The sequence below is a fragment of the Nostoc sp. DSM 114159 genome (assembly GCF_053470285.1).
In genome coordinates, this window is record NZ_JBPFEH010000001.1 from 5615410 (window position 1) to 5635880 (window position 20471).

At 41.8% G+C, this 20471-nt stretch carries 15 protein-coding genes and 3 pseudogenes; 12 read left to right on the forward strand and 6 right to left on the reverse strand.

The annotated features are described in order from the left end of the window. Nucleotides 1-7: 7 nt before the first annotated feature. Nucleotides 8-634, reverse strand: coding sequence for a nicotinate (nicotinamide) nucleotide adenylyltransferase (gene nadD / locus ACR5KR_RS23475; protein WP_445630266.1), 627 nt, complete (start codon nt 632-634; stop codon nt 8-10). 403 nt (nt 635-1037) lie between these two features. Here nadD and murC point away from each other — a divergent pair, with 403 nt between their 5' ends. From murC to ACR5KR_RS23495, 4 genes are all read left to right on the forward strand, one after another. Next, the gene (murC, locus tag ACR5KR_RS23480; RefSeq protein ID WP_445630265.1) at nt 1038-2501 is read left to right on the forward strand and encodes a UDP-N-acetylmuramate--L-alanine ligase; all 1464 of its coding nucleotides are present in this window, start codon (nt 1038-1040) and stop codon (nt 2499-2501) included. A 123-nt stretch (nt 2502-2624) separates the two neighbouring features. Then, nucleotides 2625-3626, forward strand: a complete 1002-nt coding sequence (gene murB, locus ACR5KR_RS23485; RefSeq protein WP_445630264.1) for a UDP-N-acetylmuramate dehydrogenase — start codon at nt 2625-2627, stop codon at nt 3624-3626. Between the two features lie 193 nt (nt 3627-3819). Then, nucleotides 3820-4167: a YbaB/EbfC family nucleoid-associated protein gene (locus ACR5KR_RS23490; RefSeq protein WP_322673862.1), complete on the forward strand. Its 348-nt coding sequence runs from the start codon at nt 3820-3822 to the stop codon at nt 4165-4167. A 69-nt stretch (nt 4168-4236) separates the two neighbouring features. After that, nucleotides 4237-4716, forward strand: coding sequence for a low molecular weight protein-tyrosine-phosphatase (locus ACR5KR_RS23495; RefSeq protein WP_445630263.1), 480 nt, complete (start codon nt 4237-4239; stop codon nt 4714-4716). Nucleotides 4717-4778: 62 nt separating this feature from the next. On the opposite strand, the pseudogene ACR5KR_RS23500 reads toward ACR5KR_RS23495, so the two are convergent. The 3 genes and pseudogenes from ACR5KR_RS23500 to ACR5KR_RS23510 form a co-directional block, all read right to left on the reverse strand. Continuing rightward, a pseudogene (locus ACR5KR_RS23500) lies at nt 4779-4913 on the reverse strand (response regulator transcription factor); the annotation flags it as partial. Nucleotides 4914-4933: 20 nt separating this feature from the next. After that, nucleotides 4934-6076, reverse strand: a complete 1143-nt coding sequence (locus ACR5KR_RS23505) for an IS4 family transposase (protein ID WP_448266395.1) — start codon at nt 6074-6076, stop codon at nt 4934-4936. A gap of 180 nt (nt 6077-6256) precedes the next feature. Then, nucleotides 6257-6814, reverse strand: a pseudogene (locus ACR5KR_RS23510) (response regulator transcription factor); the annotation flags it as partial. A 619-nt stretch (nt 6815-7433) separates the two neighbouring features. On the opposite strand from ACR5KR_RS23510, the gene smpB reads away from it, so the two are divergent. Next, the gene (smpB, locus tag ACR5KR_RS23515; RefSeq protein ID WP_094349892.1) at nt 7434-7901 is read left to right on the forward strand and encodes an SsrA-binding protein SmpB; all 468 of its coding nucleotides are present in this window, start codon (nt 7434-7436) and stop codon (nt 7899-7901) included. 181 nt (nt 7902-8082) lie between these two features. Continuing rightward, the gene (locus ACR5KR_RS23520) at nt 8083-8361 is read left to right on the forward strand and encodes a WGxxGxxG family protein (protein WP_448268181.1); all 279 of its coding nucleotides are present in this window, start codon (nt 8083-8085) and stop codon (nt 8359-8361) included. Nucleotides 8362-8438: 77 nt separating this feature from the next. On the opposite strand, the gene ACR5KR_RS23525 is transcribed toward ACR5KR_RS23520, so the two are convergent. Both ACR5KR_RS23525 and ACR5KR_RS23530 read right to left on the reverse strand, forming a co-directional pair. After that, on the reverse strand, nt 8439-9857 hold the full coding sequence (locus tag ACR5KR_RS23525) for an IctB family putative bicarbonate transporter (RefSeq protein WP_445630260.1): 1419 nt from the start codon (nt 9855-9857) through the stop codon (nt 8439-8441). A 331-nt stretch (nt 9858-10188) separates the two neighbouring features. After that, complete coding sequence (locus ACR5KR_RS23530) at nt 10189-11742, reverse strand: GAF domain-containing sensor histidine kinase (protein WP_448270306.1); 1554 nt, start codon at nt 11740-11742, stop codon at nt 10189-10191. Between the two features lie 741 nt (nt 11743-12483). Between ACR5KR_RS23530 and ACR5KR_RS23535 the strand changes: the two genes are divergently transcribed. The 6 genes and pseudogenes from ACR5KR_RS23535 (at nt 12484) to ACR5KR_RS23560 (ending at nt 20461) form a co-directional block, all read left to right on the forward strand. Continuing rightward, nucleotides 12484-13677 (forward strand): DegT/DnrJ/EryC1/StrS family aminotransferase, encoded by a 1194-nt coding sequence (locus ACR5KR_RS23535; protein WP_448268182.1) that lies wholly within the window; start codon nt 12484-12486, stop codon nt 13675-13677. Nucleotides 13678-13790: 113 nt separating this feature from the next. Next, nucleotides 13791-14684 (forward strand): cyanoexosortase B, encoded by an 894-nt coding sequence (crtB, locus tag ACR5KR_RS23540; protein WP_448268183.1) that lies wholly within the window; start codon nt 13791-13793, stop codon nt 14682-14684. Between the two features lie 184 nt (nt 14685-14868). After that, nucleotides 14869-15591 carry a cyanoexosortase B system-associated protein gene (locus tag ACR5KR_RS23545; RefSeq protein ID WP_448268184.1) on the forward strand — a complete coding sequence of 241 codons (723 nt, stop codon included), beginning with the start codon at nt 14869-14871 and terminating at the stop codon, nt 15589-15591. Nucleotides 15592-15825: 234 nt separating this feature from the next. Then, nucleotides 15826-17184, forward strand: coding sequence for a polysaccharide biosynthesis/export family protein (locus ACR5KR_RS23550; RefSeq protein ID WP_445630256.1), 1359 nt, complete (start codon nt 15826-15828; stop codon nt 17182-17184). A gap of 220 nt (nt 17185-17404) precedes the next feature. Further along, nucleotides 17405-19510 (forward strand): GumC family protein, encoded by a 2106-nt coding sequence (locus tag ACR5KR_RS23555; RefSeq protein WP_448268185.1) that lies wholly within the window; start codon nt 17405-17407, stop codon nt 19508-19510. Continuing rightward, nucleotides 19396-20461: pseudogene (locus ACR5KR_RS23560) on the forward strand (IS630 family transposase). The gene ACR5KR_RS23555 and the pseudogene ACR5KR_RS23560 overlap by 115 nt, the downstream one beginning before the upstream one ends. Nucleotides 20462-20471: the final 10 nt, after the last annotated feature.

Consider the following 20471-nt stretch of genomic DNA (forward strand, 5'->3'; position numbering starts at 1 on the left):
ACATAATTTATTCAGATTTGTAAGAGTAGAGATTGTTGTTAATGATATATGATCTGACCGATTCTGGGACTAAATAACGAATTGACTGGCGTTCGCGGCAAAATTCGCGAATTAGACTTGACGAAACTCCGACTATTGGTATATTCAAGAGTTGCCAGTGAATGAGCAAAGACTTCTTTTTGAGTTGTTGCTCCACTTGCTTGCAGATTAATTTGCTTTGAGTTATAGTCTCACCACCTAGCTGTCGGGGTGCGATTAACCAATCACACATTTGTGCTAATTCGTGTCCCCGGTACCAACTGGGTAAGCTTTGGAAAGTATCCAAGCCCACAATCCAGTACCAATGAGTATTGGAGTAACAAGCAGATAAGTCAATCAGGGTGTTAATGGCATAAGAAGTGCCAGAGCGATTAGTCTCCACTAGTGAGACAGTAAATGCTGGGTTATCTTTGATGGCTAATTGCAGCATTTGCACGCGATGCTCAAACAATGCTGCTTCTTTGTGAGGAGGGTTTAAGGATGGCACCCAAATTACTTTTTCAAGGGATACTTGATGCAAAGCTGTCTCGGCTACGAGCAGGTGTCCCCAATGAATTGGATCGAATGTGCCACCAAAAATTGCTAGTTGCTGCATCCAGATAAGCCTGGGTTATATGCAATTGAAAAATAGTTTCATTACCAATGTACTATTGTACTCAATTCACGCCTAAACTTGATGCAATTTCAAATTAGTTTCACTAAACAATGTATTATGTAGCCAATTCCAGTAAGGTAGCCAAAAATATGTATTTGACATTACAAGAATTTCTTTCCCGATGCAGCCAAAATTTTCAGAATAATCTTAAGAACAGTTCAGAAATAGCAAAAACCTCCAACCAAGGTAAAATCATTCTCAACCAGGAAAGCCAGAGCAGAAACATCATTTGGGCATCAAACATGAACATGATACAGGAGTAGTTACGGTAAAAATCAAATTCCTGTTATGATACGCGTGTCATTTGTGATTATGGTGTGGTGTGGTGTAAAAGGAGCAATAAATGACTAATTCTGTAGATTTTAGTGGTAGACCATTTCATTTCATTGGTATCGGTGGCATAGGTATGTCTGCTCTGGCATACGTTCTTGCAAAGCGTCAATTTCCAGTATCAGGTTCGGATCTTCGTCCTAACCACATTACGCACAAGTTGGAATCTATCGGTGCTCATATTTTTAGTAAACAAGAGGCAAGCAATCTCGAATTCTTTCATCCTCAGGTATTAGCTAATCCAGTAGTATTAAATTCACCAGAAGAATTACTTACTGCTACTAAGTCAAAATTGCCTCAAGTCATTTGTTCAACAGCAATTAACACTAATAATTTAGAATACAAAGCAGCGCTGGAATTAGGTTGTCCAGTTTTTCATCGTTCAGATGTCCTAGCAGCTTTAATTGCGGATTACTACAGTATTGCAGTGGCAGGAACACACGGCAAAACTACAACTAGTAGTATGATTGGCTATATGCTTCTGGAAGCAGGTCTAGATCCAACAATTTTAGTCGGTGGCGAAGTCAATGCATGGTCCGGTAATGCTCGATTGGGACACAGCCAATATTTGGTAGCCGAAGCAGATGAATCGGATGGTTCTTTAGTAAAACACGCTCCCGAAATTGGTATCATCACCAATATTGAACTCGATCATCCTGACCACTACGATACATTAGAAGAAGTTATTGACACCTTCCAGACATTTGCTAAGGGTTGTAAAACTTTAATAGGTAGCATTGACTGTGCGACAGTGCGCGATCGCTTGCAACCCACAATTACCTACAGCTTACACTCAGATACCGACGCTGATTACACCGTCACCAATATTGATTATCGTGCTGATGGTACCACGGCTTTGGTTTGGGAAAAAGGCAAAGCTTTGGGCGTGTTGACATTGAGGTTGCTCAGTCGGCATAATCTCAGCAATGCTTTAGCCGCAGTGGCTGTTGGTCGCGCTTTGGGTTTAGAATTTGGAGCAATTGCCAAAGGTATCGCCACCTTTGAAGGAGCAAGACGACGCTTTGAGTTTCGAGGTGAAGTCAATGGCATTACCTTCATTGATGACTATGCTCATCATCCTAGCGAAATTCGCGTTACTCTCGCCGCAGCACGTTTACAGGCAAGACCAGGGCAAAGAGTGGTTGCCATCTTTCAACCCCATCGCTATAGTCGTACACTGACCTTTTTAGATGAATTTGCCGAGTCATTTACCCACGCTGATTTGGTGGTGTTGACTGATATTTACAGTGCAGGCGAACCTAATTTAGGGCAAATTAGTGGTGAACGTCTAACGGCGGAAATTGCTAAACAGCATTCTCCTGTAGTTTATCAACCAACTTTACCCGCAGTGTGTGAGTACTTACTACAAACACTACGCCCAGGAGACTTGGCACTGTTTTTAGGGGCTGGAAACTTGAACCAGGTGATTCCTGAAATAATTACGACACTTTGTGAGCCGGCTAAAGCCACATCTTAAGTCGAGACTTTGCGAAGTTTTATTTCTGAGCAAAGCGCTCCTCTGGCAACGGTTCATTTGTGAATTTTGTTACCGTATATTTACGGTAAATTAATGTAAAAATTTTACCAAAATAAAGTAAAGATGACCATTTCCCAGGCAGCTGGAAACGTCTGCACAGTTTCTGCTTTGAATACAAAGAAACCCCAAATAACAAATTCGGTGGAGAGTGAAGTAATCTACTTACCCAATACTGATTGTGCGATCAAGTCCCAGGCTTCTTTGTCAGCGTTTACTTCCTATAGAGTTGGAGGAGCCGCTGATTTATACGTTGCCCCCCGAAACTTAGAAGCACTGCAAGCAAGTCTTAAATACGCTAAAGAACGCGATCTAAAGGTGACAACACTGGGAGCAGGTTCTAACTTGCTGGTGAGTGATGGTGGTATATCAGGCTTAGTCATTGCTACTCGTCATCTCCGCTTCAGCAACTTTGACCCTCAAACCGGTCAATTAACCGTTGCTGCCGGAGAATCAATTCCTAGTTTGGCATGGGCCGCAGCAGAGTTAGGGTGGCAAGGATTGGAGTGGGCTGTTGGTATCCCTGGAACAGCCGGAGGTGCAGTGGTAATGAATGCAGGGGCACATAATAGCTGTATCGCAGATATGTTAGTTAGTGCCGAGGTACTTTCACCCGATGGTACGCTGGAAACCCTTACCCCGGAACAATTAGGTTATGGCTACCGAACTTCATTATTGCAAGGTGGCGATCGCATAGTCACCCAAGCCACCTTACAACTCGCGCCAGGTGCAGACCCAGCAAAAGTTGTGGCAATTACCAAAGAACACAAAAAGCATAGGTTAAGCACTCAACCATACAACTTCCCCAGTTGTGGCAGTGTGTTTCGCAATCCCAAACCTTACAGTGCTGGCTGGTTAATTGAACAAACTGGTCTCAAAGGCTACCAAATTGGTGGCGCACAAGTAGCACTACTACATGCTAATTTTATCGTTAATCGTGGTGGAGCAAAAGCTAGTGATATCTTTTGTCTCATTCGTCACATCCAACATCAAGTACAAGAACGTTGGTCTATTAATTTAGAGCCAGAAGTTAAAATGCTCGGAGAGTTTCAAGGTGCTTGTGGATAAAAAATGGGGAATGGGGAATGGGGAATTGGAAGATGAGGGAGAAGAATTAATAACCAATGTCCTACTCCCTACTCCCTATTCCATACTCCCCACTCAATGACGCATTAATTATTGGTAAAAAAAGAGTCAAATTACTTACCGCATCTATAATTGAATTTGATTTGTTATTCAACGCATACGCGTACAAATAATTATGACAGGAAAAGGACAGGGATTCGGCTTTGGCTTAGGAAAAATGAAAGAATTAGCCGAAGCTTTTAAGAAAGCGCAGCAAGTTCAAGAAGGCGCAAAGCGACTCCAAGAAGAATTGGAGCAAATGGAGATTCAAGGAGAATCTGGCGGTGGTCTTGTAAGGGTGATTGTCAGTGGGAACCAAGAACCCAAGCGGGTAGAAATTTCTCCAGATGCTTTAGCAGAAGGTGCAGAAGTACTTTCCGATCTTGTAACAGTGGCAATGAAAGAAGCCTACAACAAGTCCACAGCAACAATGCGAGAACGCATGGAAGAATTAACCAGTGGGTTGGAGTTACCTGGATTTTAATCATTGGTCATTAGTCATTAGTCATTGGACAAAGGACAAATGACTATTGACTATTGACAAATTATATCTATGCCTTACAAGTTGCTGTTTGTCTGCTTAGGTAACATCTGCCGATCGCCATCGGCAGAAAATATCATGAATCATCTAATTGAGCAGGCTGGCTTGAGCGAACATATCCTCTGTGACTCTGCTGGTACATCTAGCTATCACGTTGGTAGTCCACCTGACAGACGCATGAGTGCGGCGGCTGCTACTAAGTTGGGAATTAAACTGCGTGGTCGAGCACGCCAGTTTGAAAAGTCAGACTTTCAAGACTTTGATTTGATTTTGGCTATGGATCGAGAAAATTATGAGAACATCCTCACTCTCGATCGAACTAAGCAATATCAGCATAAAGTGCGTTTGATGTGCGAGTTTTGCTCTCGACACACTCTAAAGGAAGTTCCAGATCCCTATTATGGTGGTCAAGAGGGATTTAATCAGGTTATTGATTTACTGATCGATGCTTGTGAAGGTCTGCTGACAAAAGTTAAAAGGGAAGAGTTATGAGTTAGGAGTTTTATTCCTTGCTCCTGTACAGACGCGATTAATCGCGTCTCTTCTCCTAACTTTTATTCTACTAAACCATGCTTCATCGCATAACGCACTAATTCCGCGCGGTTGCTGGTTGAGGTTTTTCTTAATAAACTGCTAACGTACTTTTCCACAGTTCGAGGACTCAGGTGTAGCTGATGACCCATTTCGGCTTCAAGGGGCGACAATCGAGCTAAAGTGCTTGCTGTATAAGCGTCATAGCCCTTAAACCTCGTTGATAATATGCCTGCTTATTGCGAATGAAACTGACCATTTCCTCGACCCACGCTTGACACCCATGCAAAGCTTCTATCCAATTGAAACCATATAAACCTATCCAGAAATTACTATGACGTTTTTGAGTTCTATTTTTTTCTTCTTGGCGACAAATATATGATCCTTGTTTTTGAAATTTAGTTCTTTGCCCATGTAACCAAGCACTAGTCATAGCTAAAGCAATTAAGAATATTATTCGTACAAGTCTATCAGGACTGGCTTGAGAACTTTCTAAATTGTAACCACCTGTTTTACAATCTTTAAACATCGCCTCAATCCCAAAACGTTGAGCATATATTTTGAGAGCAGTGTTTAAGTTAGGTAAATTAGTTAATAAATACCAAGCATCTTTCTCTTGTTTACCCCTATACTTTCTTTTCCAGTAGACTCCTAAATTAAACAGACCAAAGCCCCGTTTTTGAGTAACCTTGACATTGGTGTAAAATTGACGGACACCAGGATAAACCTCAATGCTACTCAAAGGCTGAAATTTCTGTCTTTTCTCTCGAAAAGTAGTATCCTTTTTTTGACGGAGTACAAAACCTATACTCTGCTTGTGGAGCCACTGTGCTAGTTCTACACTGTGAAATTCTCTATCCCCAATAATGACTAATTTGTACTTTTTTAATAAACGAATTACTGGACGTAATACTTTTTGTTGTTCTTCTAGATTGCTACTACCATCTTTTTCTAATAAGCACCAATATATAGGCCACGCTCTCTTTTGGTAAATTACACTTATCATCAACACATTATTTTCTTTCCACTGTGTTCTATCCATCGCAATAGTTAATTGTGACCCTCCCTTAAAATGTTGGTTAATTATTGCTTCAATGATAGGAAACCACAACAAGACTACACTCAATGCATTTAGCGTTAGAAATCTTTGTAAATGTCGTCTACGGCTGTTTTGTTGTATAGGTAAAGGTAGGGTCGCGGCTAATCTTTCTATCCTGACTTGCTTCTGGTTTTGGAGTAACCACACCAACATCTTTAGCGTGATTAACTGCGCTTTATTCAGGTATTTCTCTAATAACTTTTGATAGAATGAGGGCAGCATTTTTAATGACGGTCTTAATCAAATTACGAGACCGTTCTTTTTTACCATTAAACTGTACCCTACAGGTAGCTGCTTAATAACTGTACAGTTCATTCTCAATAAGCACCTAGATTTTTTAAGGGGTCTGGCACTCTCAAACCTTTAGCTGGCTAGGTTTAGCGGCGATTGTCGCCCCTTGAACATTTCGGCATTAGAAAGCCCATGAGTCAATAACTCTAAGACTTCCTGTTCTCTGTGAGTTAGGGATGAGTGCAGATGGGATTTCTGAATTTGAGTGGACAGAGAATTATGGGCATCTCCCGCTTTTGTCAAACCGGAAATGCCCAAACTATCTTTATGAGAAAAACGATATTCTGATTGGATAATTTGCGATCGCTCCAAAAGATTGCGGATTGCTGCTGCTAACTCTTCCAGTTCAAAAGGCTTGGGTAAATATAAATCGCACCCTGACTGGTAGCCTAGAATTCTTTCTTGGGTCTTAATGCGTGCCGTTAATAAAATTACAGGCAATAAACGAAACACTGGTTGTTGACGCACCCGGCGCACCAGTTCATAGCCATTCATCCGTGGCATAACAATATCCGTGACAATCAAATCAGGATGATACTCATCCACCATAAACAAAGCCTCTTGACCGTCATTAGCCACGATCACTGAGTAGCCAGACAGTTCAAGATAGTCGCTAACAGACAGACGAGTGCCCAAATCATCATCCACTACAAGGATCGTCAAGGGCATGGATAATACACCCCTAGCATTTTTTTACTCAGAAATTTGCTTTTATGTACTCCGTTAATGAACACAGACAATAATAGTGTTCTTATGTTTCATACTATGACAGGATTATCAGCTAATGACTGCTCTCAGGGTTTATTTATAAAGAAAATCTTAAATCATTAGGAAGGTTAACGAAGTGTAACCACCTTAGACTCCCTGTGCTAAGGAGGCATAGAGAGCTTTGTAATTTGTAACAACTCATCATCATTAGTGTCATACCAATTCTTTGTCAGGACTTATGCAAAAAGAAAGTGAAAATCTTGATTTTCTGTACGGAGTTTTTCCTAGAGAAGCGGCTTACCACAAGGTATTGCCTTTACTTGATGTGTAAGTCCTATTTGTGAAACTGCACAAAATCTGGCTTGGTGAGACAAGTTGCTCAAGCAACTTGTTTTATGAAATCTTAGAGGTAATCGGTATCAGCTAACTTAAAATTGTCAGAAAACCTTAATTGTGAACTTAGAAAAGCTAAATTAGTGATATACAGTTCACCATTTATAGCGGTTCTAAGATACACCGTATAATTCACAAGCCAATCCAAATAATTTTTTAGGTACATTTAAAGCACACAAAATTATCAATGAGCGACAAGAACGAAGGTTACAAAGTTATTTGCGACAACCGTCAAGCCCGTTATTTGTATGAAATTCTAGAAACTTACGAAGCTGGAATTGAGTTGACAGGAACAGAGGTGAAGTCGATTCGTGCGGGTAAAGTCAATCTCCAAGATGGCTATGCTTTGCTTCGCAATGGCGAAGCATGGTTGATCAATGTGCATATCTCGCCTTACAACGCTAGTGGACAATATTTTAATCATGAACCACGGCGTACACGTAAACTTCTATTGCATCGTCAAGAACTCCGTAAGCTAATTGGCAAAGTTGAACAGCAAGGTTTAACTTTAATCCCCTTGAAAATGTATCTCAAACGAGGCTGGTTAAAAGTCAGTATAGCTCTTGGCAAAGGTAAAAAGCTCCACGATAAACGAGAAGACCTGAAACGACGCCAAGACCAACGTGACATTCAACGGGCAATGAAAAGTTATTGAGGATTCAGTGTTGCTAAACTACCACAAAGAGTGAGAAACGTATTGCTGTAAAAGCTATGTCGTATGTCTACAGCGTGAGTTATGAAAATGTTTAGTTTATAGCCACAGATTGATTTTGTTAAAGTTGAGAATCGATACAGTGGTGAGTGACTTCGGATAGCATCAGGAACTTTTACAACTTATGAAAAGTAATTTCATTACCGCTGTTAGCGCTGGCATTCTCACCTTGAGTATGGGAGTTTTACCTTTAACTCTATCTGCACAAGCTCAAACAACTAATGACACTGGAACCACTACTACTCCAACAACGACTACTAACAACCGCAACGATTTTGATTGGGGTTGGTTAGGATTGCTTGGTTTATTCGGTCTAGGCGGGTTGGCTGGTAAAAAGAACGATCGCGAATCTGTAGCTTATCGCGACCCTAATGCTCCAAGTGCCACTACCTACAGAGACTAGACAATTCAAAATTTATTTATGCAAAATTCAAAAGTTGTCAGTTGTTCGGTAAGAAAACAACTGACGACTTATTTATATTAGTTTGTTGCTGGATCTGAGTTAGTTGTATTTGTCTGGTTTTGAGCTAAAGGTGTCCAGTAGCTGGCAATTAAGGCAACGATCAGCCACCAGAGGGTATTGACTTCAGGACGATACCAGACAGTATCTACGGTGCCGTGAGCTAGCATACCCAACAAAGTAGCGATCGCTCCGATTAACCAAAATCCTTCTACACTTCTGATTTGTCGCAATCGTTGCACTTGTAAAAATGCGGTATTAAATGTGACAATTAGTAGCCAGAGAAAGCAGGCTAAACCAACAAAGCCAGTTTCTACAGTCACTTCAAACAATATCGAATAGGCGCTCAAAGCAGTGTAACGAGGGCGTTGGTAAAGGGGATAAACTTTATTAAAAGAGTTGTGACCAGGCCCAATACCGAAAATCGGGCGATCGCGAATCATTTCAAAAACAGCATCCCACACATTTCGGCGAAAATTATTACTGCTATCCTTACGGTCGGCAAAAATACTAAACACTCGCAGTCGCACTGGCTCTACAAATATCACTGCTAGCACCAATACGCCGATCAAACCTCCTAAAATAATCGGTATTGACCAAGTACGCCAAAAACGAGGCATTTCCACACTTTTCCAATAAACTAGCAATGTCATCACAGCTAAAACTGCCACCACTAGTCCAATCCAACCGCCACGACTAAAAGTCAGAATCAGGCAGGAACTATTGACAATTAGCATCGTTAATGCAAGAGCTTTTTTAGGCCAGCTTTGCCATGCAAAAATTGCCACTAAGCTAAAAATTACTGCTGGTAAGAGGTATCCAGCCAATAAGTTGGGATTGCCTAAATAACTGTAGACTCTTGTAGTCTTAGACATAGGAGATTCTGGATCGACCCAAGTCGCCAATGCTGTGGCTCCAAAAAACCATTGCCGCAACCCGTATACACTAACAATTAACGATACGTGCAGATAAAGGATGATAATCCAAGAACGGAGGCGAGGCGACCTTAATACCCTGGCACAAAGGACAAATAGTAGCAAATACAAGGTCAAGGTTCCCAAGTCGTTAAGTGCCGCCTTTTTCACTGGTGATAATGCTGTTGCGACTGCGGCAACTCCCCAATAGAGCAATACCAGTAAGTGAATGGGAGTGACTGACGAGACATTTGCTGGTGTTACTTCATCAGATATAGTCAACAACAGCCAAAATCCGACACAAGCCACCAGCAAAAAGCCTACCAATGTACTCGAAGCAAAAGGTGCCAGAGCATATATTAAGCTGAGTAAAGCCGCTGCGATCGCATCTCCCCATTGAAGCAAGACGCTAGTTTGCCGCCAAGAACTTAGCAATCCCACCAGAGAGCGGTGTACATAACTGGTAGCAAGATATTCTTTGAGCGGTAAAGTTGATAGAGTAAATCGTTGCCAGACTAAATTCATAAAAAACATTGCGATCGATTAGCCTGCCGACGCAGAACTTGGAATCGATCATAATGCCTATAGCTATAAAAAGGTAATAACAGAAATTGCCCATCGCGTGATGGCGCTCTTATTCCTAGCCATCAGCCAATAGGAAGTTAAGAATAGTTACTTCATATACTTAGTACAGCTTGATGTAAAATAGTGGCTAATTGAGGGTTGAAATTTAAAGGCATAGATAAGCGCAGAAGCACACAGAGAATTAATCAAATCTAGATAGAAAATACGTCTTTCCCAATCTCCATTACCCCTTATCCCCTTCTTGGGACCCCACCTTCCCCAATCCCCACAATTAGACATCGCTAATTGCTTGCGAGGAAGTCGCTAGTTGCAGTGGCAAAGAAAGCACATAACGATATCCTGATTCTGGTGAACCTTGAATCAAAATATGTCCACCATGTAATTCTGCCAGTTGACAGCTTAGTAATAGACCTAAGCTTTCACGAGAAAGACTTCCATGTGATTTAGCTAAATTTATACCTGAACTAGTAGCCAAGAAATTTGAGTGAGAATCACTCAAGTTTTTGGAATTTTCCACTGCTACTGATGAAGTATCTAGTTGTTCTTGTCTTTCTGTATGAGTATTGTAAGTTGCGACCTCACCTGTAAGCTCCAGCAGCGACAAAGAATTGAGACGGAAGTAAGGATCGACCTCTGTTATGCCATCCCCTAACCAGGGATGAGAAACCCAAATAGTAATGTTGAGCGTATCTTCTTTATAAGAAACATGAATGCGAACAATGCTACCTGTAGCCGAAAGTTGAATCACACTGAAAACCAGATGATAAAGCATTTGCCGCACCTTGTCTTTATCTAAAGGCCAAATGCGATTGCGTCCCGGTTCTATAGACAGGCGAATATCTTGCTCGCGGCGATTAGCTACTTCTTCTAGGGTATTGATAGCTTGTTGGCATAGCATTTCAATATCCACGGGAGCTAGATTTAGTACAGTTGAGTTTTCATCCATCGCTCCTAGTTCGGTAATTTCGTTTACTAGGGAAAGTAAGTACCGACCACTGTGTTGGATAATTTCTAAATATTCTCTCTGCTTAGTCGTCAAAGGCCCATAAATCTCACGTCCTAAAACACTAGCCATACCGAGTACAGATGTTAAGGGCGTGCGTAATTCCTGAGTTAGCTGACTCAAAAGTTCTAGCTTCAGTTGCTTAGTAGAAACAGAGTCGTTATCTTGAGTGGATGCAGTGATTTTAATCTCAGTGTTACGTTCCTCATTCAGTGAAAATATCGGAACGTTCTTGGCAGGGGTTGATTCGAGTTTGCCTTGCAGGAGTCTATTACGTTCAAATTCACTCATGCTCCAACGAGCGATGATTTGTAAAAACTCAATGTCTTGGGGTGTAAAATTGCGCGGGACTAAATCCATCACCGCCAATGCACCTAAACAATGTCCCTCAGCATCAATCAGTGGCGCTCCTAAGTAAGCACGAATACCATAATCTTGCACCAACTTACTGCTAACAAGTATTGGGTCGGTAAGTTTATGCGTATCATTTATTTTAATGTATTGGAAAGTCTCTACTACTTGAGTACAAAATGATTCCCGGCGTGGTAGTTGGCGGCTTTGTGCTAAATGATTCATTAATCCCAGCCTAGATAAGCCCACCGCCGACTTGAACCAGTGGCGTTCTTGATCCACAAATCCCAATATGGAAATTGGCGCTTCCAAAAAGCGGGCAGCAGTCTGTGTGGCTTCTTCAAAAACCGGAATCGTTTCTGGTTGCCGCAAACCTAAATCGGACAAAGCTTTGAGGCGTTGCTGTTCTCTTGATTCATGAGAATCCCAACCATCCTTTAGGGCAAATAATTTGTTTTCAGGCTCTATCATTGCCACTGCTACCTTAATAATTTCTCTATCGTGTAATTGATCCAAGTCCTATTTCTAGGTTATCAATTGCTATTTTTAAGCATTCCCTAATTTTGCCTCTGACAAACAAATTTAGGGCAAAAATTTTTTCTCCCTTGCACTAAGCCAAGATGTGGTGTCTGCTAGTTACTAGTTACTGGTGCTGAATGTTCTTTATTTAGCACTGATGTAGTCTTTATTGCTTGGGATTTTGCAATCAGACTGCGTTAGATTTGAATTCAGCCAGGGTAAGCTAATGCTAAGGATACAATACAAAGGGGCTATCATTCTTTATGTATATAAGGGAAAATTTTGACTTGAACATTCAAAGTAGATTTACTTAATAAAATAGATGTTAGTGTAATTAAATATAGACATTTTACTGATAACAACTAGCACCCAGAGATGATAATCCTAGTGCAAGATGACCTAAATAGGCCAACCATATCTCTACGGATTAGCAAACTACCAAATTATTGAAAAGCCCAGTTTATGAACTTTTTGAATTTTGAGAGAAGTTGGAGTGCCGGCTTTAGAGAAGTCTGATGGCGACTTTGGGCACTCAAATTAAGAGGGCGTGATTTTGAAAACCATAATCGACGACTAAATAATTGCTCTAAGCCTTTATCTAATAGATTAAATCTATGACAATTTCATGTCGAAAATTGTACAAGGTTTTCTATTTTTTCCATGTGAGGAAACATTTTTTGAGGACGACTGGTAATGAATAAAATGACTATTAGAGTTCCTTTTGTAGACCTAAGTTTACAACATGAACCAATTCAAACGCAATTGCAAGATGCAATCCAATCTGTATTGGAACGGGGAGATTTTATTTTAGGGCAAGCACTCTCAGATTTTGAAGCAGCATTTGCAGCAGTATCTGGTACGGCTTATGGAGTTGGTGTAGCATCAGGAACAGATGCGATCGCTTTGGGATTACAAGCGTGTAATATTGGTGCTGGCGATGAAGTAATTTTACCCGCAAATACTTTTGTCGCCACCTTAATTGGGGTGCTACGTGCTGGCGCCAAGCCAATTTTGGTAGATTGCGATCGCCAAACTGCTTTAATTGATTTAAGAGAAGCCGCAAAGGCAATTACGCCTCAGACTAAAGCAATCATCCCCGTGCATCTCTATGGTCAGATGGTATCACCACGCGATCTAGTGAACTTTGCCGATACCTACAAACTCCTAATTTTTGAAGATGCCGCCCAAGCACATCTCGCCCAAAGAGACGGATATTACGCTGGTTCAGTAGGAATAGCAGCAGCTTTTAGTTTCTATCCCAGCAAAAATTTGGGAGCATTTGGGGATGGAGGAATCCTGCTGACACGAGATTCAGATGTAGCCCAGAAGATGGTGCGCTTGCGCAATTATGGTGCATCGCAAAAGTATTTTCATACTGAACCAGGTACGAATAGCCGCTTGGATACTTTGCAAGCAGCAATTTTGCACAAAAAACTTCCATATTTGCCGCAGTGGAATCGCGATCGCCTGACTATTGCCCAGCAGTATAATAGTGAACTAGCACCCTTAGCAACTGCTGGAATTATCCCCATAGAAAATCAAAGCGATACAGGACACGTTTATCATCTTTATGTGATTAAAGTAGATGATTCTTGCCCAATAGAACGCCACCAACTCCAGGAAAAACTCACTGCGGCGGGAATTCAAACTGGTATTCACTACCCAATTCCTTGTCATCTCCAGCCAGCATTTACTAACTTAGGCTATCAACCAGGAGATTTTCCCCAAGCAGAGAAGTTGTCAAAGCAAATATTATCATTGCCGATGTATCCTGGTTTAAGTAGTAGCCAAGTTAAAGAAGTTGTAGCAGCGATCGCCAATGCAGTCTCAACAAGTTATCAGGTAGATAATCTATCTACTGCTGACCTGGGCAGCGTGGTAGCCTGAAGTTAATTCATACTTAATTTGTCATTTGTCCTTTGTCATTTATCCTTTGCAAATGACCAATGACTAATGACCAATTACTAATGACCAATGACTAATGACTAATACTTAAAATCATGGCACTCCAGCAACAGGTTAAAAATATAAACGCATCAGGCTTGTTAAATCTAGCTATTTTAGGCGTTTTGCTGCTGCTTTATGCTCCAATATTGCTACACTGGTTGGATGGTTGGCTGCACAAAAATATCAGTACAGAACACGAATATTTCAGCCACGGGATTATTGGTCTACCATTTGCGGCTTATCTGGGCTGGATGAACCGGAAAAAGTGGAGACGTTTGCCAGATACTATCAATCCTTTGGGCGCTGTTTTATTGTTATTAGGGGCAGCTTTTTATCTTAGCGGTGTTACAGAGTGGGTTAACCTTTCCTTGCCCGTTATATTAATCGGATTATGCTTGTGGTTTAAGGGAATAGCAGGTTTGCGATTACAAGGATTCCCTCTACTACTAGTATTTTTAGCAACCCCAACAGCATTACCCTATCTTATTGCTCCTTATACCATGCCTCTGCAAAGCTTCATCGCTGGCACAGCAGGCTTCATACTGAATCAATTTGGTATGGAAGTAACCGTAGATGAGATCAATCTTTATGTGGGAGGACGGATTGTAGAAGTTGCTCCCTATTGTGCAGGGCTGAAAATGTTGTTTACGACTCTCTACGTTGGTTTGATGCTGCTTTATTGGACAGATGCTTTGTCTTCACGGCGGACAACTATATCGTTTTTATCTCTTGCTGCGATCGTTAGTATTACTGCCAATATCATTCGTAATACTTTACTGACTTTCTTTCACGGCACGGGTCAAGAAGCCGCTTTTAAATGGCTGCATGAGGGTTGGGGTGGCGATCTCTACTCTGCTTGTATGCTGGTGTCACTAGTGCCCTTACTGAATTGGATTAATAACTATTTTTCAGCATCTCTAGAAACTGAGCAAGAAGCAGAAAGTTAGCACCATTAGGCATTGGGCACAAGAGGCAGAGAGGAAGAGGGGAAAAATTACTGCAACTTCTCCCCTGTTCTCCACTCTCCACTCCCTTAATTTTTGATCGCTTATACGTAAGTCCTAAATATTACTGAACTCACAATGTGATTTTATAAAGTAAGATTTTGCCTAAGTATTGCAAATTTTACTGATGATTTCCTTCTCTAAATTTTTCAAGGAAAACCAATTGACTCAGGTAGCAGCACTTTTGTTATTGCTACTGCTGCTAGCAATGGCGGGGGTTCCCGGATATCTGACAGGACACTGGCAATGGAAACAACCGCCCCCTGTTCCTACCCTCCACGAATTAAAACAGATCCGCAAGACTGGGTTAACCCTTCCTGGTTGGCAAACCATTGAACAAGCAGAACAGCAAATTGGCGAACATAATTGGTCTTTGCAAGTAATTAAAAAAGAAGGTTCCGAATCCCAAGCAATCCTGCTTTTGTTGCCGCAAAATGGGCCTATGGATCAACCAGAGGTAGAGTGGACAGATGTTAACGGTTGGGGAAGGTCACGCTGGGGAAAGTGGGATGTAGCTCAATCTCGTTCTGCGGAATTTACTGTCAAACCATCTGCAAAGTTGGCTTCTAATGTCGAAACTAAAGTAGAAGCTAGGTTCTTTCGCGCCTCCACACCACAGCAAACCTTCGCTGTTTTGCAATGGTATGCGATGCCAGACGGTGGAAATCCATCACCTTTTCACTGGTTCTTGGCAGATCAACTGGCACAATGGCGCAAGCAACGCACTCCTTGGGTTGGCGTGAGCATTCTGATTCCAATGGAACCTTTGGGGCAGGTAGAAACATCTTGGCCTTTAGCCCAGTCTATTGGGGAAACGGTACAAGCTGCATTAATGGCAGGCCCTTTGTAGAGTTTGTTATAGATGCACTTGTGCAGAGATTCTTCAAAAGTATCTCTATAAATTATGTTCAGGTTGAAATTCACCTAAAATGATGTTAATAACATGAAATTAGAAATTAAATTTAGCAAAGTTATTCTCTTTCTCTTGGTAAATACTTGTAGATAAAAGAGACATTGAAGGCATTTTTAGAGTAAAATAACCCCTCGGCGCTACTAATTTCTAATATAAATATTTTCTGCACCGATGTTCATAGATCCCAGTTATTATATGCGTGGATTCAGCGCCTTGTGTTTTGTCAGTCTTCAAGTAGGAGTTTTCTTAACAACACCTATCCAACTTGTTGTTGCCCAACCTTTTCCATCTCAAGGACAATCACCAAGCCTATTCCCTTCGCCTTTGCCAAGTACTGAAGTTATACCTCAAGGTACGAATGAAGAAATTTCTCCGCAACTCAGTCGCTACCTCTTGGGACCAGGAGATGCAATTGGTGTTGTGCTTCAGCGTCCTCCTGGCCCATACCGTTTAGGCATAGGGGATGGAATTAGCGTTTCGGTTCAGCGCTTTCCAGATTTAAGCTTTCAAGCTTTAATTAACCCAGAAGGTAATATTGCGGTGCCGTTATTGGGAACAGTTTCTTTACAAGGTTTAACTTTGGAAGAAGCTCAAGAAAAAATTCGCTTGGGTCTAAATCGTTATGTCGTCGATCCAATCATAGTTTTAGCCTTAGTAACGCAGCGTCCAGACCTTAGTTTTCAAGCTGTAATTAGTGCAGAAGGCAACATCATCGTGCCACAAGTGGGAACGGTGTCATTAAAAGGTTTAACTTTGGAAGAAGCTCAAGAAAAAATTCGCCTGGGCTTGAGTCGCTTTTTCCCAGATCCAATCGTGGTAGTATCCTTAGCAGGAACGCGACCAGTTCAAGTTACCATTAGCGGGGAAATATTTCGACCAGGAATTTATCCAATTAATTCACCAACACCCCGTGTTGCTGATGCTTTGCTAGTATCTGGTGGTTCAACGTTGAATGCAGACCTGCGACAGGTGCAAGTACGCCGAAAGTTAATCGATGGTTCTGTGATTTCACAAACGATTGACTTATACGCAGCACTGCAAAATGGCGGTTCAATCCCGAATTTACGCTTACAAGACGGAGATGCGATACTCGTGCCCCGTCGTGAAGTTGGTAATGAGGATGGTTATGACCGCAATTTAGTAGCACGTTCATCCTTAGCCACACCACAGATTAGAGTCCGAGTTTTAAACTACGCTGCGGGTGGTCTTTCCATTCAAGCACTGCCCAACGGCAGTACATTTGTAGATGCTTTGGGAGGTGTAAATCTAGACACTGCTAATTTGAGAGATATTGCTCTGGTTCGCTTTGATTCAGAACGAGGCAAAGCTGTTACTCAAAAACTTGATGCTAAAAAAGCTCTCGGCGGTGATGCGTCGCAAAATGTAGCACTTCAAGATAACGATGTTATTGTTGTTGGTCGGAACCTCATTGGTAGAATTACTAATTTCTTGACCACCATTACCCAACCTTTCTTCAATGTTCAATCCTTTCTCCGGTTTTTTGACAACATCGGAGGTGGATCGAGATAGTAACATAAAAAAAGGATACAACCTAGAAATAGTTTGGCGTGTAGGAAGCCACATGTCTAACTGATATTTGAATTTATTAATGGAAAAATATTAAAGATATCAACCGATATATACAGTAGGAAGTTGATAGCATACTTGTATCAAAGCCACTATCTTTAGTTTGGTGCTTCCTAAATTTTGAATTTTGAATATTTAAATTTTGAATTGGAGCGAAGCGACCATGACCCCACCAATTGTTAAACGCTATCTGATTGCTTTTGATAAATATAAGTGGATTGGACTAGCTAGTTTTGGTTTAGTTGTCGCCGGATCGACTGTGGTAGCTATGCAACCAGAGCCACCTACTAGCTATATAGCATCTGGGGCACTTACTTATAGTGGACCACCAGTTTCTTTCTCTGCAACTGGTAATGAAATCCAACAGCAAGGGAAGGAACTAAATGAGGAAGTTTTACTATCAAACCAGATAATTGCAGGTGTGGCGGAGAAAGTTGGTGTCAAACCGAAACAACTCGGTGCAAGTCTTGCTCTTGCTCTACCTAAAAAAAATGCTAAGAGTGGAGAATTAGAGTCTTCTACCTTTGAACTTAAATATGTAGATAGTGACGCCAAACGAGCCATACAGGTAGTGACGGAATTGATGCAAGCAATGATTAAGTTGAGTAGTGACATCAATACTGGGCGCTTACAAGCAATTATTCAAAAGATTAACGATCGCACACCACAAGCTAAACGGGAATTGCAAATTGCTGAAAAGAAGCTGGAACAGTACGATCGCGTCGAGCGAACAGCAATATTAGCAGCAGAGAATGGCAGCTTGTTAAGCGCCATTACTGCCAGCCAAAATCTCCAACGGCAAATTCAATTAACTATTTCTGGGGTTGATGGTCAAGTTCGCAGTTTACAAAATAAGTTAGGCTTAACAGTCGGACAAGCTTATGTTTCTTCTGCTTTGAGTGCCGATCCGATTATTGCTAACTTACGAGCGCAAATTTATCAAAGTGAATCGCAAATCGCTGTACTCAGAAAAGATTTGCGGCCGGAACATCCCACGATGGTGCAGTTAATGCGTCAGAAACAAGCTGCTGAGGAATTACTACAACAACGTGCTGCTGAAGTTTTAGGTGGTGGTGGAACGGCGGCTCCGCTTCAGGGTAGCGTTGCAGGTATTCGGACTCAAAGCAGTTTAGATCCAACACGCCAGCAATTGGCAAACCAAATGGTGTCTTTACAAACCCAACGGGAGACACTGCAACAACAACTAGCTCAAGAAATCCAACTAGAAGCGCGACTCCGGCGAGAGTATGCTCTGATACCTAATAAGCAATTAGAGCGATCGCGTTTAGAACAGGAGGTTGGACTCAAAAAAGGCATCTATGACCAAATGCAGGCGAAGCTAACCGATGCCAAAACCGCAGAGGCAGAAACTACTAGCAGCCTTAGTATTGCCAGACGCCCCGCAGTTACTGTCGATCCTAAACCTCCGAAGAGTGTGCCTATTACCCTTGCTGTGGGTGGTTTCTTAGGTGTATTGATTGGTGGCGGGGTGATATTTTTGTTAGGAGCACTGGAAGGGACTTTCAAAACCAGAGAGGATATTCGCGAGAGCCTCAAGCAACGAGAAGTGGCACTGTTGGGAGAATTGCCTTTAATGCCAGTTGATGATTTGGAGCCAGATGCAGTACCGGTAGTATTTTCCCAAGATTCTCCTTATTTAGAATTTTATGAGAAATTCCGTAGTAATATGCGCCGGATTGGTGGTAAAAACTTAAAGGTAGTATTGATTACTAGCACCAGTAGCCTAGAGGGGAAAACGGCAAGTGCTTATAATTTGGGTGTCGCTTCCGCCCGTGCAGGTAAAAGAACCTTAATTATCGAAACAGATTTGCGATCGCCTTCCCGTTGTACATCCTTGAAAGTAATCCCTGACCCTGAAGCCACTATTGAACCTCTACGTTATTACGCTAATTTGAGTGAATGTATTCGTTTAGTTCCTGATGTTGAAAATTTATACATTCTTCCCAGCCCTGGCCCAGTACGGCAATCCGCTGCTATTCTTGAATCGAGCGAAATGCGGCGGCTGATAGAAGATGTCCGCGAACGATTTGATTTAGTCATTTTAGATACTAGTCCACTCAGCATATCCAATGATATGATGTCCGGGCAATCAACCATAATAAAGATGAAGGGTGTAGTACAAGAGCGATCGCCATGCCAAAACGAATCACAATCGAGGGGCATCTTAGCCTCGAAGAGTTGGAGATCCGATACCGCCAAGCGAAAGAACCAGTCGAGCGAACACATTATCAAATTATTTGGTTACTAGCCAAAGGATTGCGTACCGCAGAAGTAGCCACAGCGACGGGATACAGTCGTAGCTGGATTTATGAATTGGTTTGGGGCTATAACCGCATTGGTCCACAAACATTGGGAGACCAGCGCAATCACAATCAAGGTGGTATCGAACCATTGCTTGATGATGTGCAACAAGCTTATCTGTGGCAAGCATTGCAGGAACCACCAATTGAAGGGGGACTGTGGAACGGTCGTAAAGTAGCAGACTGGATTGGGAGGCTGATTGGTCGTCGTGTCAGTCGTCAGCGAGGATGGGATTATCTTAAACAAATGCGCTACCGATTGCGAGTTCCTCGCCCTGAACATACTCAACCAAGTCCTACTGAACAAGAGGAATGGAAAAAAAAATTTGGTCAACGAAGTCGAACAGATCAAACGAACAAACCCAGATTGCGACGTGGAAGTGTGGGCAATGGATGAACATCGTGTTGGACTCAAACCAGTGATTCGTCGTATTTGGGTTGATGAATTGGCAGTACCGATTGCAAATGTCAACTGGCGATTTCAATGGTTGTGGTTGTATGGTTTTGTTCACCCCAAATCTGGGCAAACGTATTGGTGGATTTTACCCTATGTCAATATCGAATTGTTTACTCGCGTACTTCAAGATTTTGCTCGTCACTTTAATGTTGGTAAAACCAAACAAGTTGTTTTAGTTCTAGATCAAGCCGGATGGCACATAAGCAATCAAGTCTCTGTACCAGAGGGTATTCATCTTTTGTTTCTACCGTCCCACTCACCAGAATTACAACCCGCAGAGCGCCTATGGACACTTACCAATGAACCAATTGCCAATCGTAGTTTTGAAAATTTGGATCGGGTTGAGGAGGCTTTATTTGAGCGCTGTCGCCAAATTATTGACCGTCCCGATCTCATTCGCGGTTTAACCAATTTTTACTGGTGGTCTGAATTTGCAGCTTAATTATGGTTAA

Excerpts from the sequence above, each read along its gene's own strand:
- nadD (WP_445630266.1), bottom strand. The coding sequence starts at position 634 with ATGCAGCAACTAGCAATTTTTGGTGGCACATTCGATCCAATTCATTGG.
- murC (WP_445630265.1), top strand. The coding sequence starts at position 1,038 with ATGACTAATTCTGTAGATTTTAGTGGTAGACCATTTCATTTCATTGGT.
- murB (WP_445630264.1), top strand. The coding sequence starts at position 2,625 with ATGACCATTTCCCAGGCAGCTGGAAACGTCTGCACAGTTTCTGCTTTG.
- ACR5KR_RS23490 (WP_322673862.1), top strand. The coding sequence starts at position 3,820 with ATGACAGGAAAAGGACAGGGATTCGGCTTTGGCTTAGGAAAAATGAAA.
- ACR5KR_RS23495 (WP_445630263.1), top strand. The coding sequence starts at position 4,237 with ATGCCTTACAAGTTGCTGTTTGTCTGCTTAGGTAACATCTGCCGATCG.
- ACR5KR_RS23505 (WP_448266395.1), bottom strand. The coding sequence starts at position 6,076 with ATGCTGCCCTCATTCTATCAAAAGTTATTAGAGAAATACCTGAATAAA.
- smpB (WP_094349892.1), top strand. The coding sequence starts at position 7,434 with ATGAGCGACAAGAACGAAGGTTACAAAGTTATTTGCGACAACCGTCAA.
- ACR5KR_RS23520 (WP_448268181.1), top strand. The coding sequence starts at position 8,083 with ATGAAAAGTAATTTCATTACCGCTGTTAGCGCTGGCATTCTCACCTTG.
- ACR5KR_RS23525 (WP_445630260.1), bottom strand. The coding sequence starts at position 9,857 with ATGAATTTAGTCTGGCAACGATTTACTCTATCAACTTTACCGCTCAAA.
- ACR5KR_RS23530 (WP_448270306.1), bottom strand. The coding sequence starts at position 11,742 with ATGATAGAGCCTGAAAACAAATTATTTGCCCTAAAGGATGGTTGGGAT.
- ACR5KR_RS23535 (WP_448268182.1), top strand. The coding sequence starts at position 12,484 with ATGAATAAAATGACTATTAGAGTTCCTTTTGTAGACCTAAGTTTACAA.
- crtB (WP_448268183.1), top strand. The coding sequence starts at position 13,791 with ATGGCACTCCAGCAACAGGTTAAAAATATAAACGCATCAGGCTTGTTA.
- ACR5KR_RS23545 (WP_448268184.1), top strand. The coding sequence starts at position 14,869 with ATGATTTCCTTCTCTAAATTTTTCAAGGAAAACCAATTGACTCAGGTA.
- ACR5KR_RS23550 (WP_445630256.1), top strand. The coding sequence starts at position 15,826 with ATGTTCATAGATCCCAGTTATTATATGCGTGGATTCAGCGCCTTGTGT.
- ACR5KR_RS23555 (WP_448268185.1), top strand. The coding sequence starts at position 17,405 with ATGACCCCACCAATTGTTAAACGCTATCTGATTGCTTTTGATAAATAT.